Annotated in this window: 20 protein-coding genes; 11 read left to right on the forward strand and 9 right to left on the reverse strand. The window is 33.2% G+C overall.

Annotation, left to right across the window (positions count from 1 at the left end):
* Window positions 1-162: 162 nt before the first annotated feature.
* Window positions 163-720: a sugar O-acetyltransferase gene (locus tag L6Q46_RS07035; RefSeq protein ID WP_291283709.1), complete on the reverse strand. Its 558-nt coding sequence runs from the start codon at window positions 718-720 to the stop codon at window positions 163-165.
* Between the two features lie 139 nt (window positions 721-859).
* Here L6Q46_RS07035 and L6Q46_RS07040 point away from each other — a divergent pair, with 139 nt between their 5' ends.
* Entirely contained in the window at window positions 860-1,435 is a 576-nt protein-coding gene (locus L6Q46_RS07040; RefSeq protein WP_291283710.1) for a Crp/Fnr family transcriptional regulator, read from the forward strand.
* A gap of 66 nt (window positions 1,436-1,501) precedes the next feature.
* On the opposite strand, the gene L6Q46_RS07045 is transcribed toward L6Q46_RS07040, so the two are convergent.
* From L6Q46_RS07045 to L6Q46_RS07060, 4 genes are all read right to left on the reverse strand, one after another.
* Entirely contained in the window at window positions 1,502-2,695 is a 1,194-nt protein-coding gene (locus L6Q46_RS07045) for a hypothetical protein (protein WP_291283711.1), read from the reverse strand.
* Window positions 2,696-2,710: 15 nt separating this feature from the next.
* Window positions 2,711-3,892 carry a hypothetical protein gene (locus L6Q46_RS07050; protein ID WP_291283712.1) on the reverse strand — a complete coding sequence of 394 codons (1,182 nt, stop codon included), beginning with the start codon at window positions 3,890-3,892 and terminating at the stop codon, window positions 2,711-2,713.
* Window positions 3,893-3,894: 2 nt separating this feature from the next.
* Window positions 3,895-4,377, reverse strand: a complete 483-nt coding sequence (locus L6Q46_RS07055) for a T9SS type A sorting domain-containing protein (RefSeq protein ID WP_291283713.1) — start codon at window positions 4,375-4,377, stop codon at window positions 3,895-3,897.
* Window positions 4,378-4,454: 77 nt separating this feature from the next.
* Window positions 4,455-4,637 carry a hypothetical protein gene (locus L6Q46_RS07060; protein WP_291283714.1) on the reverse strand — a complete coding sequence of 61 codons (183 nt, stop codon included), beginning with the start codon at window positions 4,635-4,637 and terminating at the stop codon, window positions 4,455-4,457.
* Between the two features lie 191 nt (window positions 4,638-4,828).
* Between L6Q46_RS07060 and L6Q46_RS07065 the strand changes: the two genes are divergently transcribed.
* The 10 genes from L6Q46_RS07065 to L6Q46_RS07110 all read left to right on the forward strand — a co-directional run bounded on the left by L6Q46_RS07065 (window position 4,829) and on the right by L6Q46_RS07110 (window position 10,876).
* A complete protein-coding gene (locus L6Q46_RS07065) occupies window positions 4,829-6,043 on the forward strand; it encodes a LuxR family transcriptional regulator (RefSeq protein WP_291283715.1) in 1,215 nt (404 codons plus the stop codon).
* 78 nt (window positions 6,044-6,121) lie between these two features.
* The gene (locus L6Q46_RS07070; protein ID WP_291283716.1) at window positions 6,122-6,838 is read left to right on the forward strand and encodes a pirin family protein; all 717 of its coding nucleotides are present in this window, start codon (window positions 6,122-6,124) and stop codon (window positions 6,836-6,838) included.
* A gap of 103 nt (window positions 6,839-6,941) precedes the next feature.
* Window positions 6,942-7,226 carry a GNAT family N-acetyltransferase gene (locus tag L6Q46_RS07075; protein ID WP_291283717.1) on the forward strand — a complete coding sequence of 95 codons (285 nt, stop codon included), beginning with the start codon at window positions 6,942-6,944 and terminating at the stop codon, window positions 7,224-7,226.
* Window positions 7,227-7,244: 18 nt separating this feature from the next.
* Window positions 7,245-7,472 carry a (4Fe-4S)-binding protein gene (locus L6Q46_RS07080; protein ID WP_111566107.1) on the forward strand — a complete coding sequence of 76 codons (228 nt, stop codon included), beginning with the start codon at window positions 7,245-7,247 and terminating at the stop codon, window positions 7,470-7,472.
* A 1-nt stretch (window position 7,473) separates the two neighbouring features.
* On the forward strand, window positions 7,474-7,881 hold the full coding sequence (locus tag L6Q46_RS07085; protein ID WP_291283718.1) for an AtaL-like protein: 408 nt from the start codon (window positions 7,474-7,476) through the stop codon (window positions 7,879-7,881).
* Window positions 7,881-8,093 carry a hypothetical protein gene (locus L6Q46_RS07090; RefSeq protein ID WP_291283719.1) on the forward strand — a complete coding sequence of 71 codons (213 nt, stop codon included), beginning with the start codon at window positions 7,881-7,883 and terminating at the stop codon, window positions 8,091-8,093. The genes L6Q46_RS07085 and L6Q46_RS07090 overlap by 1 nt, the downstream gene beginning before the upstream one ends.
* Before the next feature lie 4 nt (window positions 8,094-8,097).
* A complete protein-coding gene (locus tag L6Q46_RS07095) occupies window positions 8,098-8,625 on the forward strand; it encodes an NAD(P)H-dependent oxidoreductase (protein WP_291283720.1) in 528 nt (175 codons plus the stop codon).
* Window positions 8,626-8,685: 60 nt separating this feature from the next.
* Entirely contained in the window at window positions 8,686-9,558 is an 873-nt protein-coding gene (gene fabD, locus L6Q46_RS07100; protein WP_291283721.1) for an ACP S-malonyltransferase, read from the forward strand.
* Between the two features lie 6 nt (window positions 9,559-9,564).
* Window positions 9,565-10,545, forward strand: a complete 981-nt coding sequence (locus tag L6Q46_RS07105; RefSeq protein ID WP_291283722.1) for a YihY/virulence factor BrkB family protein — start codon at window positions 9,565-9,567, stop codon at window positions 10,543-10,545.
* 76 nt (window positions 10,546-10,621) lie between these two features.
* Window positions 10,622-10,876, forward strand: coding sequence for a hypothetical protein (locus L6Q46_RS07110; protein ID WP_291283723.1), 255 nt, complete (start codon window positions 10,622-10,624; stop codon window positions 10,874-10,876).
* 41 nt (window positions 10,877-10,917) lie between these two features.
* On the opposite strand, the gene L6Q46_RS07115 is transcribed toward L6Q46_RS07110, so the two are convergent.
* The 4 genes from L6Q46_RS07115 to L6Q46_RS07130 all read right to left on the reverse strand — a co-directional run.
* On the reverse strand, window positions 10,918-12,384 hold the full coding sequence (locus L6Q46_RS07115) for a hypothetical protein (protein ID WP_291283724.1): 1,467 nt from the start codon (window positions 12,382-12,384) through the stop codon (window positions 10,918-10,920).
* A gap of 69 nt (window positions 12,385-12,453) precedes the next feature.
* Window positions 12,454-12,795, reverse strand: a complete 342-nt coding sequence (locus L6Q46_RS07120) for a hypothetical protein (RefSeq protein ID WP_291283725.1) — start codon at window positions 12,793-12,795, stop codon at window positions 12,454-12,456.
* A 4-nt stretch (window positions 12,796-12,799) separates the two neighbouring features.
* Window positions 12,800-13,813, reverse strand: coding sequence for a UDP-glucose 4-epimerase GalE (gene galE / locus L6Q46_RS07125; protein WP_291283726.1), 1,014 nt, complete (start codon window positions 13,811-13,813; stop codon window positions 12,800-12,802).
* A gap of 87 nt (window positions 13,814-13,900) precedes the next feature.
* Window positions 13,901-14,082 (reverse strand): DegT/DnrJ/EryC1/StrS family aminotransferase (locus L6Q46_RS07130; RefSeq protein ID WP_291283727.1); only part of this gene is annotated, 182 nt, incomplete at its 5' end.

A 14,082-nucleotide genomic window follows, 5' to 3' on the forward strand; every position in this document is an offset into this window, starting at 1 on the left:
CTAAAAGAACCTCTAGTTTTGAAACAAGGCGAATTGGAATACAAACTAAAATTCAATTGCAAACCTTGCGAAATGGAAATTTGGGAAAAAGATGCCGAATTTGAAATTGAAGAAGATCACTTTCATTAATATAGAAACCGATGTTTAACTCATCGGTTTTTTTTATTCATTCAATTTTCGAATCACTTTAGCCGGATTTCCAACAGCTAATGAATTGGCTGGAATGTCTTTAGTTACTACAGAACCTGCACCAATGGTACAACCATCACCAATTGTAACTCCTGGACAAATTACTGTGTTTCCTCCAATCCAACAATCGTTACCAATAAAAACTGGTTTTGAAAATTCAACAGTTCTTCTTTCAATAGCGTCAAGTGGATGCGTTGCCGTATAAATATGAACATTTGGCCCAAAGAAAACATTGTTGCCGATTTCGATTTTCATCGTATCTAAAACTACACAATTTACATTGAAAAATACATTCTCACCTGTATGAATGTTATAACCATAATCACAATGAAATGGTGGCTCAATGTATATTTTTTTATGCGCATTAGGTAAAAGTTCACGAAGAATATTCCTTGAATTTCCATTTACAACATATTCGGTTACATTCAATCTATGAAGAAACTTTTTTGCGCGCAATCGCTCTGCCATTAAAACTTTGTCGTTAGCAAAATAGATTTCGCCATCGAGCATTTTTTCTTTTTCGGTTTTCATTTTTTAGATATAAATGATTAATACAAAAATATCTTTTTTGGAACACAGATTTGGAGAAATCAGAGAAATTATTGAAATCTGTTTAATTTCTTAAATCTGTTTTCCAAAATAACAAGTTAAAAATTGTAAATTTGAACTTATGCAATCCATTCTTCAAAATATAGCCAAACATGTTTCTTTAACTCCAGAGGAAGAAACATTATTTCTATCTAAAACCGAAACCAAGCAATTTAAAGCCAAATCCATTTTATTGAGTTCGGGCGAAATTGCTAATTGTACTTATTTTGTGAATTTTGGCATTTTGAGAAGTTTCAATATTAACGACAACATCATCGAACACGTATTGCATTTTGCTTGCGAAGGTTGGTGGATTGGTGATATGTACAGTTACATTTCTGGAAAACCCGGAAATTTGTTCATAGAAGTTTTAGAAGATGCTGAAGTTGTAATCATCACTAAAGAAAACCAACAACAACTTTTTCAAGAAATTCCAAAATTAGAACGCTTTTTCAGAATTTTAGCCGAGAACTCCTTAGTTGCACACCAAGAACGATTAATGGACAATTTAAGTCTAACTGCCGAAGAACGTTTTGAAAAATTTTGTTCTAAATACCCAACATTAATTCAGAAAGTACCTCAAAAACATATTGCTTCTTACATTGGTGTTACACCTGAATTTTTTAGTAAGATGAAAAGTAAAATGCTGAAAAAATAAAAAACGAACCATTGCTGACTCGTTTTTTGAAATAATATAAAATGTATCTATTATAATTTACTTAATTTACATCTTTGTAATAACCAAATAAGTAGAACCTGTAGTCGTATTATTTAAAGCTACTGCGTTAGAAGAGTTCTGAAAACGAATACTAATTGTTTGACCAGCAGTTAAAAATACTTGTGATGTTAATTGCCCTCTATTTTGAGTTCCAGTTCTAAATTGAGCACTTCCAGTTAGAACTCCAAAAATATCATTTTCAAACCCACCACTTATCGTAAAATTATTATCAATATCAATCATTGGACACAGTACAAGAACGTTTGTGGTTGATATAGTTTGAATTGAAAATAAATAAAACCCAGTAGTAGGAGCAACAAATAAACCCGTACCAGTGTTATATACTGAACCAACGTTGGTAACAACATTATTAAAACAAGTAGCCACATCTGGAACAACTGCGTTTCCACCTACTGGAAAGGTTTGTGATGTAGTTGCTGTAGCGTGTACTAAAACTGTAGAACTACTTCCTGCACTTGGTGTTATCCATTGTGTATTGTAATCGGCACCATTTACTTTGGCTAATACTTGACCTGTTGTTCCGCCTGTTGGAACTCCCACTCCATTGTTCCCGTTAGTACCATTTACTCCTGCTGGACCTTGAGGACCCATTGGACCTGTTGCTCCGTCTAAACCATTTGTTCCTGCTGGACCTTGAGGCCCCATTGGACCTGTTGCTCCATCTAAACCATTCATTCCTGCTGGACCTTGTGGACCCATTGGACCTGTTGCTCCATCTAAACCATTTGCTCCTGCTGGACCTTGTGGACCTGCTGGACCAGGAATTGAACTACCTGATGTTTTAGCATATAAAGCATAAGGTGTACTCAATAATTGAGAAGTTCCTGTAATGGTATAAGAAGAACCACCAGTTGGGTCAGTTTCTGTTTTGATAAAGTAAGGTCCGTTTGCCCAATCGATAGTTGCCATATTTCCTGATACTACAGCACCGCTACCAATTTCTAAACTTACTAAACCGTTGGCATTAGAAGTAGGTGTTTGCGTTTCTACATAAACCGCTGTTCCTGTAGCTGAACCTTGCAAAATGCTAATTTGCATTCCTACTGCTTGATTGGTTACTAAATTGTTAGTTGTGTTACGCACTACGGCTTGGTAACTCATTTTTTCCGGCGCTTGGGCGAAAGTTAATGTGCCAATTAGCAAATGTGCCAATATGACAATTATTTTGATGTTTTTCATTATTAATTTTAGTTTTTATAATTTCACCACCATAAATTTACAACTGCCATCGGTTTTAAGCGGTTGCATTTGCGTAGCTGAATTTGCACTTAAGCCCTTAATCTGAACCGTTTGCCCCGCTGTTAAAAATAGTGTTACACTTGTAAAACCTCTACCTCTTGAGCCAGCAGGCATATTTCCTCCGTAATTTGTTGAGTAGTCGGTAAGAATGGTATTGGCTGAACTTATCCCAGCACCATTCACATCTACAAATAAAAACTGAGGAACTGTTTGTGAAGGTATTGTAGGATGATCATTAGAACGTGTTACCGCTTGTATAATATAAACGCCTGTCACACCTACTGTATAGGTACTTGTAGAAGCATTATAGGTTCCTAAAGTAGGCGCTGTTACTACGTTGTTGTAAGTTACTACATCACCAGTGTTAGTTCCGTTAGCCAATGCAAATATTGCTGTACTCGAAGTATTTGTAGCCAAAAGATCTAAGGTTGCACCTCCACCACCTGCACTTGGTGTAACCCATTGCGTGTTAAAATCAGTACCATTTACTTTTGCTAATACTTGCCCTGTTGTGCCACCTGTAGGAACACCCACACCATTGGTTCCGTTAGTACCATTTACTCCTGCTGGACCTTGTAGACCTTGAATACCTTGAGGACCCATTGGACCTGTTGCACCGTCTAAACCATTTGCTCCTGCTGGACCTTGTGGACCCATTAATCCAATTGCACCTGGCATACCCATCGGTCCTTGCGGTCCGGCAGGTCCTTGTGGACCAGGAGTAGAACTACCTGATGTTTTCGCATATAAAGCATATGGTGTACTTAGTAATTGAGAAGTTCCTGTTATTGTATAATTTGTTCCTCCTGTTGGGTCAGTTTCTGTTTTCATGAAGTAAGGACCGTTTGACCAATCGATGGTTGCCATGTTTCCTGATACTACAGCACCGCTACCAATTTCTAAACTTACTAAACCATTAGCGTTTGAAGTTGGTATTTGTGTTTCTACATACACAGCTGTTCCTGTTGCTGAACCTTGCAAAATGCTAATTTGCATTCCCACAGCTTGGTTGGTTACTAAATTATTAGTTGTGTTGCGCACTACGGCTTGGTAGCTCATTTTTTCTGGCGCTTGTGCAAAAGCTAATGTGCCAATTAGCAAATGTGCCAATATGACAATTATTTTGATGTTTTTCATGGTTAATTTTCTTTTTTAATGATTTTGAAAGTTTTCACTTCTTTGTTGTTGTTTACTACTTTTAACAAAAAAAATGCAGCGGGCAATTGTTCCATTGAAATAGTTGACGTTTCAGCAGTAATTTTTTGATTGTAAATCATTCTACCGTTTAAGTCGAATAATTGGTAGGAAAGATTAATAAAGTCGGTGTTTTTGACTTCCAATTGCAACCAATTTGTGGTTGGGTTTGGATACACGGCTAATTGTAAATTGATGTTGAAATTTTCAGCACCTAAAAGGGTTTGAATTTCAAAAGGTTGCTGTACACCTTGTGCTACAGAGCCAGTTGCTCCTGAGTTTGTAGTGTAAACAATTTGTCCTACTGAGTAACTCACGTTTCCGTTTGTTCCTGTGGTATTTCCGCCAGAAGTTACTACAGCTTCTTGCGCATTTACTTGGGTTAATCCAAGTAGTAGTGTTGTAACGAGTAATTTTTTAATTTTCATTTAATTTATTTTTGGTTAATTTATAGGGTAATTTTAATTTAGTTGACAATTCAACTAAATACGTTGTATGTACTTTATTAGTTTTCTTTTTTAAAATTTTTTAATAATTCTTTATTTTCCTTGTGTTTCAAAATCCCAATTACTTCTTTAATATTTTCATCAGTTAATGGAATGTCATTTTGAATGCAGGTGTAAATGGCTTCATTTCGTTTTATCGAAAAGAGTCGAAAATAATTTTTAATACGTTCTAAGATTTTCATTTGTATTTTGTTTACTGCAAATTTGAGGTTGATAACTCTAAAAATCTAATTTAGAACGGGTAGTTAACGGGTAGTTTTAGCGACTACCCGACGGGTAGTTATACATAATTAATTAAAAATCAAAAACTTAAAAACAAAACTTATTTTTAGTTTTAATAAGGTGTTTCTTATCTTTGAGAAAATTTTTCAGCATGATTAAAAAGCATTTCCCCTTGTTGCTTTTATCTTTATTTGTATTTATTCAATCTTTTGGGCAACCTGAAAAACTCAAAAAATTAGAAAATCAAATCAAAACATTAAATGATAATTTGCAATATGAAAAGTCTATTGCTTTGTTAAATGATATTATCAACAATCCAGATGCAAGTCATTACGACAAGTATTATGCTTACTTATTAGAATCTTTTACATACAAACGTCTGTTTAATTACACTAAAACATTACATAAATTAGATTTAGCTCTTGCCGAAGGGTTGCAAAGTGACCTAAAGGAAGAAGTACAAAACACAATTACAGCAGAAAAATGCTTTGTTTATTTCGATACACAAGATTATCCTAAAGCCGAAGCTTTGATAGTTCAACTGAGAAAATTAAATTTTAAACATTTATCTATTCCCACACAATCTTGGATTATCATGCAGGATGGGTATATTAAAATGTTAAACAAAGATTATGTAAAATCTGAACAACTATTAGATGAAGCTGATGCTTTAGTTAGAGCAAATTCGCCAGAGAATTTACCAAACATCTATGGTAAAAAAATAGAACTCTACAATAAAATGAACCTTTTTGAAAAGCGTGATTATGCATTTAAAGAAGGTTTACAATTAGCGAAAAAATACAATAAGGTAAAATATGAATTGTATTTACACCAAGTAATGCGAAATATTTTTCAAGAAAATGAAGATTATAAAAATGCATTTTTTACTCAGAAAAAATATGATTCAATTGTAAAATATTACAATGCAACGGATACCAATGGAAAGTTAGAATTAGCTGAAAAAAAATTAGAAGATGAGAATAGAAAGCTAAAAGAAAAAAACGAAAAATATATAGATTACATCTTATATGGTGTAATTGTTTCGTTACTGCTTTTATTATTTTTTGCTGTTCGCTTATATCAAACTAACATGGCGCGAAGAATTTTAGTTGAAAAAGAAAATACTAGAATTCACGATGAAATTGAGCGCCTAACTCAGGCTTTAGATGAAAAAGGAAACGCAACTTTAGACGTTTCCAATTATAATTTAACAGAACGTCAAAAAGAAATTATCGCATACATACGTTCTGGATTAACTAATAAAGAGATTGCTTCAAAGTTGTTTATCTCTGAAAACACTGTAAAGTATCACCTAAAAATTATTTATGAAATCTTAGATGTAGCGCATCGTTCTGCAATAAGATAATTTCTTAATCTACATTAAGTGCTCTTCCCTATTCATAGGTGTAAATTTGTATCATAATAATTACTAAATTTATACATTATGAAAAATACAGTTTTACACAAAGCAGATTCAAGAGGACACGCAGATCATGGTTGGTTAAATGCGTATCACAGTTTTAGCTTTGCTAATTGGTACAATCCAGATAGAATTCAGTTTGGAATGCTTCGCGTTTTAAATGACGATACTGTTGCAGCTGGAATGGGTTTTGGAACACATCCACACGATAATATGGAAATTATCACGATTCCGTTAGAAGGCGATTTGGCTCACAAAGACAGTATGGGAAATGCCGCAACCATCAAAACGGGTGATGTACAAGTAATGAGTGCAGGAACTGGAATTCAGCATAGTGAGTTTAATCCAAATCACGATCAACATACAAAATTATTTCAAATTTGGTTGTTTCCAAAATATAGAAATGTGGAACCTCGTTACCAACAAATTACGTTAGACCAATCATTACAAAAAAATGATTTTGCTCAAATCTTATCACCAAATCCAGATGATGCTGGTGTTTGGATTCATCAAGATGCATGGTTTTATTTAAGTGATTTTGACAACGGTTTTTCAAAAAAATTAAATTTGAAAAAAGAAGGAAACGGTTTTTACATCATGAATATTGAAGGTGAAATCGAAGTTAACGGAGAAAAATTAGAAAGAAGAGACGCAATTGGAATTTGGGAAACCAATGAAATTGAAATCAAAGCGAATTCTAATGCGAAATTTTTGGTAATGGAAATTCCGATGGAACAGTAAATTAATCATTTCAACATTCAAAATTCCTTATTGAATGTTCCAAGTTTAAAATGTTGAATATTCAATTTTGAATAACGAATGTTGAAATTTAAAAAACAAAATTATGACCGAAGAAGTACAACTTAAAATAAACGACAACAAAGGTGCTTTTTACATTGAAGTTGAAGGCAAACAAGAAGCTATGATGACTTTTGTTTTTGCAGGCGAAGATAAAATCATCATCGACCACACTGAAGTAAACCCAGGAAATGAAGGAAAAGGTTTTGGTAAAAAAATGGTAACAAAAGCCGTGGAATTTGCAAGAGAAAAAGGAATTAAAATCTTGCCTTTGTGTCCGTTTGCGAAAAGTGTTTTTGATAAAACTCCTGAATTTAGAGACGTATTATAAATTTAAAACGAAGTAATCATGGATCCAAAAAACCTAAAAAAAGAATATACAAATGGTGAAGTAACCATTGTATGGCAGTCTGGAAAATGTACACATTCTGCTAATTGCGTTAAGAATAATCCAGATGTTTTTAAACCAAAAGAACAACCTTGGATTACACCTGATAATTCAACCACAGAAAAAATTATTGAAACTGTAAACAAATGTCCTTCGGGAGCATTAACGTATTATTTAAACGAAAAATAAAATGACTGAATTTACCGTTACTCTTAATGCTTCACTTGAGAAAGTTTGGAGTCATTTACTCAATAAAATTGAACATCCTGAAAATTTTGTTCCAGGTGTTAGTGATGTAATTATTTCTGAAAAAAATACAGAATTTGTAATAAGACAAATGACTGTAACAACTCCAGAAACAACTACCATTCTAAAAGAAAAAATTACTTTCATACCTTATAAAGTTAGATTTCTACTTTTAGAACATCCAACGATGGAAGGATATGTAGATAATGATGCGAAATTTGTTTCGGAGGAAGAAACCGAAATGACTTTTACTACAAATTGGAACGATAAAACATCTAAAACAGCCATTGGAAATCTAGAATTATTAAAAAGTGCTGTTTTAAAAACAAAAAAATATATAGAAGAAAATTAATGAATCAATCGCCTAAATGGAAATTTGCCATCATGGTTTGGCTGGCCATTTATCCAGCCATAACTCTTTTAACCTACTTAATTGGAGATTTAATTAAAAATTTACCATTAGCTTTAAAAACATTAATCATGACTGGAATTTTAGTTCCGTTAATGGTTTTTGTTTTATTACCACTATTAAGAAAAGTAATGGGGAATTGGTTAAACAAATAAATACATGAAAAAAATCATCGCTTTTGGAGCTTCATCAAGTAAGCAATCCATCAATAAACAATTGGCAACATATACTGCTAATCAATTTCAAAATGTATTGGTAGAAATTTTAGATTTAAACGATTACGAAATGCCTATTTTCTCTGTTGATAAAGAAAAAGAAAACGGTATTCATCATTTAGCACAAGATTTTTATGCTAAACTAGGAAGCGCCGATTTAATTATCATTTCGTTTGCCGAACATAATGGAAATTACTCCACAGCATTTAAAAACGTTTTAGATTGGTCTTCTCGAATTAACGCTAAAACCTTTCAAGAAAAACCAATGTTACTATTAGCTACTTCTCCAGGAGCTCGTGGTGGAAGTTCTGTTTTAGAAATTGCTACAAAACGCTTTCCGTTTCAAGGTGGAATAGTTAAAGGTAGTTTTTCATTGCCTAGTTTCTATGAAAATTTTGATGTTGTAAATGGTATCATCCATCCAGAATATAAAAATCAATTATTGGAAATTGTAAATTCGACTGAATTCTAATAAAAATGTTATTTTTGCCATTCAAGAAAAACTTGAAACTTTAAACTTGAAACAAAATTTATGAAAGCATACGTATTTCCAGGTCAAGGCGCACAATTCTCAGGAATGGGAAAAGATTTATATGAAAACTCAGCTGTAGCAAAAGAATTATTCGAAAAAGCTAATGAAATATTAGGTTTTAGAATCACCGATATCATGTTTGAAGGAACAGCTGAAGAATTAAAAGAAACCAAAGTTACACAACCAGCGGTTTTCTTGCACTCAGTGATTTTGGCAAAAACATTAGAAAACTTCAAACCAGAAATGGTTGCCGGACATTCATTAGGTGAATTTTCTGCTTTAGTTGCCAATGGTGCTTTATCATTTGAAGACGGATTAAAATTAGTTTCTCAAAGAGCAATTGCAATGCAAAAAGCTTGTGAGATAACGCCTTCAACTATGGCGGCTGTTTTAAACTTAGACGACAAAATTGTAGAAGATATTTGTGCATCGATTGATGGTGTTGTGGTAGCTGCAAATTACAACTGTCCGGGTCAATTAGTGATTTCTGGCGAATACAAAGCAGTGGAATTAGCTTGCGAAAAAATGAAAGAAGCGGGTGCAAAACGCGCTTTAATTTTACCAGTTGGTGGCGCTTTTCACTCACCAATGATGGAACCAGCAAGAGAAGAATTAGCGGCAGCAATTGAAGCTACTACTTTTTCAACTCCAATTTGCCCAGTGTATCAAAATGTTACTGCTAGCGCGGTTTCTGATGCGAATGAAATCAAGAAAAACTTAATCATTCAATTAACAGCTCCTGTAAAATGGACGCAATCGGTACAACAAATGATTAAAGATGGAGCAACGAGTTTCACAGAAGTTGGTCCAGGAAAAGTATTAGTAGGATTAGTAAATAAAATTGATAAAGAAGTCGAAACGATTTCGGCATAATCTATTTTGAAAGGAGTTAGAGAAGCGTACTACAAAGATTTATGGGATGTAATTCATTCCACGTTTTCCGAATTTGGAGAACACAAAATCATGAAAAAAAGTGCTTCATTAGCTTATACAACCGTATTTTCAATGGCTCCACTACTTATAGTTTTACTATATGTAGTGGGGCTTTTTTTTGGAACCGATGCAATTGAAGGTGAAATATTTCTTCAAATCAAAGATTTTTTAGGCGAAAAAGCCGCCATTCAATTGCAAGAAATGATTAAAAATATTGCCATTTCAAATAAAAGTGGATTTCCGGCACTCATTGGAATCGTAACTTTATTAATAGGCGCGACTTCGGTTTTTGCAGAAATTCAAGATTCTATTAATTCAATTTGGGGAATTCGACTTAAAAAACGTTCTAGCTTTTGGTTGTACTTCAAATCAAGATTACTTTCTTTTGGGGTAATTGGAAGTTTGGGATTTATTTTATTGGCTTCTTTAGGATTATCTGCCATTTTAGATTCGTTGAATCAAAAGTTATTTGCTCATTTTTCTGAAGCAGCTGTTTATTCGGTTTACATTGGACAAACATTGGTAACTTTAACGGTGATAACATTACTTTTTGCAGTAATTTTCAAAATCTTACCCGATGCCAACATCACTTGGAAACAAGTCAGAGTTTCTTCGTTTACAACCGCTATCCTTTTTATGTTTGGGAAGTTTTTAATTTCGTTTTACATTTCTCAATCGTCATTAGGAACCATTTATGGAGCTGCAGGATCATTGGTAATTATTATGGTTTGGGTTTATTATTCGTCTGTGATTTTGTACTTGGGAGCACTATTTGCAAAATGCTACGCCATTGAATTTGGAAGTTCTATAAAACCATCAAAATATGCCGAAATAATCCATGTAGTAGAATTAAAATTAGAAGCTACCACATTACAAGATGCCAAGGAAGAAGTAGAAGAGTTTAAGAAAAACAACGATATTGAATAATTACTTTTTAGCAAAAAATATTTCACTTTCGTTTGGCATTAATTTTGTAACTTTATTTTTATAAATAAATTCAACCATGAAAAAAATATTTTTAGGAATTGCAATCGCAACGACATTACTTTCTTGTCAAGAAGAAACAAAAGAAAAAGTAAAAGAAGCTTCTGAAGCAGTAGGAACCGATTTAAAACAAGCGGCAGATTCAGCAAAAGTAAAAGCTAAAAAAGCAATAGATTCTTCAAAAGTAGGTGAAAAAGCAAAACACATCATTGCTAAAGGAGCTGAAAAGGTAGAAGAAGGCGCAAAAAAATTAAAAGAGTCCGTTGAAGAATAATAAAAAATCCCAAGTAAAATTAACTACTTGGGATTTTATTTTTACTTCATTTCTATTTCATATTTCTTCTCAACTGATTTCTCTTGATTCAATTTTTTAGGACCAATTGGAAATCTGACATCAACGTGTTTAGAAGCTATTGTTCCGTCTTTTTCTAATACATCGGCTCTATTAGCTACCATATTCCAAGAAAAAGAAACATTAGATCTTCCGTTTTGTAGTTCTTTTACTTTAAAACCATTTTTTGTTTTTTCGGTAACATAAACCCCTTTGCAATCGCCTTCTAATTGAATAAAAACTTTCATTGGGTGACTTTCATCAACAAAAATATGATCGCTCATTAATTCATCTATTTGAATATAAGCTTCTCCGTTAACCAATTTTCCTGTTCCAAAATCTTCAAATAGAATTTCTGGAGTTTCTGTTGCGTGAAGAATTCGATTATTGCCTTGTCTGTCTTGCACCATAGTTGATAATGAACCACCTCCCAAAACTTTATACGAAGTATTGTTATTTCTCGCACCTACAAAAACATAATCTGTAGTTGAAGTATTGGCATCAAAATAACCTCCGTAAGTAACGTCTCTTCTTGCAGCGCCACCTCCTGTGAAATAATCAACATCTTTACCTGCAATTCTAGCAAATGGACCATTACTTGTACTTAAATTATCGTCTTGATCGTATTCAAAATAGGCAGAAAAATAATCTACTCCATTCCCTTTTCCTACACCTCTTACATGTAAACCTGTAGTTCCTTGTCCAGAAACTCCAACTGATTCACCTGGTAATTCTGTAAAGGTTGTTCTTCCTCCAACGCCTAAAACTCCCATAACGGTTGAAGTTGCATTGGCAGCTAAATTTGCACTAATTCCAATTACACCTCTACCTCCGTTAGCGTCTAAATTTCCACCATCAATTACAAATTGTGTATTGGTTGCATTTAAAGCTCGAATGGTTCTAGCAGAATTATTGCTATTTACAAAAAGACCAATTTGTCCAGCACCAGCATTAATTGTTGTTAACGTATTAGTACTTGGAGCCGTATTATTTCCCAAAATAACTTGACCGTCGTTTTCAACAGTAACTCTATTGGTATTACTTGTTCTAATTTGAAAATTTTGATTATCTGTAGTTCCTAAAAAATTAGTACTTGGATTGGTGCCTGCATTTCCGGTTAAAGACCAATCTTGGCTTGCCGCTAATGGACTAGATTTCAAAGCAACCCATTCTGCTCCTGACCAATAATAGAATCCTGGAGTAACAGCAGTTATTCCAGCTCCAGCAGTTGCTGTATTGAAAACAAGCACTCCCGTTGCAATTGGAGCTGGCCCTACAGGTGCCACAACATTTGTAGCCGTTAGTGCAACTCTTGGAATCAACAATCCTTTTGAATTGCTTTCGATTTGAAGTTCAACTCCGTTTTGAATATTGGTTGTACCAATTCCAACCTGTGAGAATACATTGGAGGTAAATAAGAAGCTTGTAACTAAAAGTAATATCTTTTTCATAATCTGTAAGTTTTAATTACTTGCAGTTACGAAAAGGATGAAAGATTGGTTTTCTTAATTGGAAAAAAATTACCTATGTTCAAAATTTAAACTATCAACTTTAGAATAGTAACTAGAATTATCATTGCTTTTTCTATAAACATACAAAATATGTGAATTCTGATATTTTACAAGACTATCTCCTTCATAAATTTTGTCGAATGAGTAAAAAACATATCCTAAATCAAATTCTTTTCCTTTATCATTAAATAGACTAAGTTTTAAAGCAGAGTTTATTTTTTTATTATGTACAACAAAATTAATACTACTTTTAAAATCTCTCTTTTTAGATTTTTCTCCAAAGAGAAATGAAGAAATTATTATAATTCCAAAAACAGAAAAAAAGATTAAAATTCTTTTTTTACTACTCATAGTATTAACTTCTAATTTTCTGTTCCCATTTCCAAGCACTTGCTAAAGCTTCTTCTAAAGTAGATTTTGCTTTCCAACCTAAAACAGTGTTTGCTTTGTCGGTATTTGCAAAGGCTTCAATTACATCACCTTCTCTTCTACCCACAATTTGATAATTTAATTTTTGATTGGAAACTTTTTCAAAAGCATTTATCACTTCTAAAACCGAACTTCCCGTTCCTGTTCCTAAATTAAAGGTTTCTACTTTTTCTGAATTTTGCTTCTTTAACAAACGTTGCAAAGCTATTACATGAGCTTTTGCTAAATCTACAACGTGAATGTAATCACGAATAGCGGTTCCATCAGAAGTTGGATAATCATTTCCAAAAACAGATAGCTTTTCTCTGAGTCCAAAAGCAGTTTGCGTAATAAAAGGCACTAAATTTTGTGGAACACCTAAAGGTAACTCGCCAATTTCTACTGAAGGATGTGCTCCAATTGGATTAAAATAGCGCAATAAAATGGAATTGATGTTGGTTACTTTCGCAACATCAGTTATAATTTCTTCACCTATTTGCTTCGTGTTTCCGTAAGGTGACATTGCAACTTGAATAGGCGCATTTTCAGTAATTGGCATTTTTTCAGCTTGACCGTAAACTGTACAAGACGAACTGAAAATAAAATGAGCTTCTGGCTTTTTTTGTAATTCTTGAAGTAAATACACTAAAGAATTGATGTTGTTTTCATAATACAACAATGGATTTTCAACACTTTCTCCCACCGCTTTTGAAGCAGCAAAATGAATCACTCCCGAAATATCTTGGTATTTAGAAAAGAAATTTTGAACCGCCGATTTATCTCGCAAATCGATATTTTCAAATAAAGGTTTTTTTCCTGTAATACGCTCAATTCCGTCTAAAACATCGATTGATGAATTAGAAAGATTGTCAATAGCAATTACTTCAAAACCTTCATTTTGCAATTCTACAACTGTGTGAGAACCTATGAATCCTAAACCTCCAGTAACTAATATCTTCATTTTTTTGTTGTACAGACATTGCACTGCAATGTCTCCTTATCGATATAATTAATAATCAAGAATCGTTGCAATACAACGATTCTACAATTAAACAAATTCTAAAACCGAATCTGTAATAAATTTAATTTGTTCGTCATCTAATTCCGTATGCATTGGCAATGCAATTACTTCTTTCACCAATTGATTCGTAACAGGAAAATCGGCTTCGTTATAACGAGCATCTGCATACGCTTTTTGACTGTGTAATGGAATTGGATAATAAATCGCAC

It is taken from the genome of Flavobacterium sp. (genome assembly GCF_023151265.1).
Classification (GTDB): domain Bacteria; phylum Bacteroidota; class Bacteroidia; order Flavobacteriales; family Flavobacteriaceae; genus Flavobacterium.

What these genes read in the sequence shown, in the direction of transcription:
- L6Q46_RS07060 (WP_291283714.1), bottom strand. Translation starts at nt 4,637, where the DNA reads ATGAAAATCTTAGAACGTATTAAAAATTATTTTCGACTCTTTTCGATA.
- L6Q46_RS07065 (WP_291283715.1), top strand. Translation starts at nt 4,829, where the DNA reads ATGATTAAAAAGCATTTCCCCTTGTTGCTTTTATCTTTATTTGTATTT.
- L6Q46_RS07040 (WP_291283710.1), top strand. Translation starts at nt 860, where the DNA reads ATGCAATCCATTCTTCAAAATATAGCCAAACATGTTTCTTTAACTCCA.
- L6Q46_RS07075 (WP_291283717.1), top strand. Translation starts at nt 6,942, where the DNA reads ATGACCGAAGAAGTACAACTTAAAATAAACGACAACAAAGGTGCTTTT.
- L6Q46_RS07055 (WP_291283713.1), bottom strand. Translation starts at nt 4,377, where the DNA reads ATGAAAATTAAAAAATTACTCGTTACAACACTACTACTTGGATTAACC.
- L6Q46_RS07050 (WP_291283712.1), bottom strand. Translation starts at nt 3,892, where the DNA reads ATGAAAAACATCAAAATAATTGTCATATTGGCACATTTGCTAATTGGC.
- L6Q46_RS07110 (WP_291283723.1), top strand. Translation starts at nt 10,622, where the DNA reads ATGAAAAAAATATTTTTAGGAATTGCAATCGCAACGACATTACTTTCT.
- L6Q46_RS07085 (WP_291283718.1), top strand. Translation starts at nt 7,474, where the DNA reads ATGACTGAATTTACCGTTACTCTTAATGCTTCACTTGAGAAAGTTTGG.
- L6Q46_RS07115 (WP_291283724.1), bottom strand. Translation starts at nt 12,384, where the DNA reads ATGAAAAAGATATTACTTTTAGTTACAAGCTTCTTATTTACCTCCAAT.
- galE (WP_291283726.1), bottom strand. Translation starts at nt 13,813, where the DNA reads ATGAAGATATTAGTTACTGGAGGTTTAGGATTCATAGGTTCTCACACA.
- L6Q46_RS07035 (WP_291283709.1), bottom strand. Translation starts at nt 720, where the DNA reads ATGAAAACCGAAAAAGAAAAAATGCTCGATGGCGAAATCTATTTTGCT.
- L6Q46_RS07095 (WP_291283720.1), top strand. Translation starts at nt 8,098, where the DNA reads ATGAAAAAAATCATCGCTTTTGGAGCTTCATCAAGTAAGCAATCCATC.
- L6Q46_RS07070 (WP_291283716.1), top strand. Translation starts at nt 6,122, where the DNA reads ATGAAAAATACAGTTTTACACAAAGCAGATTCAAGAGGACACGCAGAT.
- L6Q46_RS07045 (WP_291283711.1), bottom strand. Translation starts at nt 2,695, where the DNA reads ATGAAAAACATCAAAATAATTGTCATATTGGCACATTTGCTAATTGGC.
- L6Q46_RS07080 (WP_111566107.1), top strand. Translation starts at nt 7,245, where the DNA reads ATGGATCCAAAAAACCTAAAAAAAGAATATACAAATGGTGAAGTAACC.
- fabD (WP_291283721.1), top strand. Translation starts at nt 8,686, where the DNA reads ATGAAAGCATACGTATTTCCAGGTCAAGGCGCACAATTCTCAGGAATG.
- L6Q46_RS07120 (WP_291283725.1), bottom strand. Translation starts at nt 12,795, where the DNA reads ATGAGTAGTAAAAAAAGAATTTTAATCTTTTTTTCTGTTTTTGGAATT.
- L6Q46_RS07090 (WP_291283719.1), top strand. Translation starts at nt 7,881, where the DNA reads ATGAATCAATCGCCTAAATGGAAATTTGCCATCATGGTTTGGCTGGCC.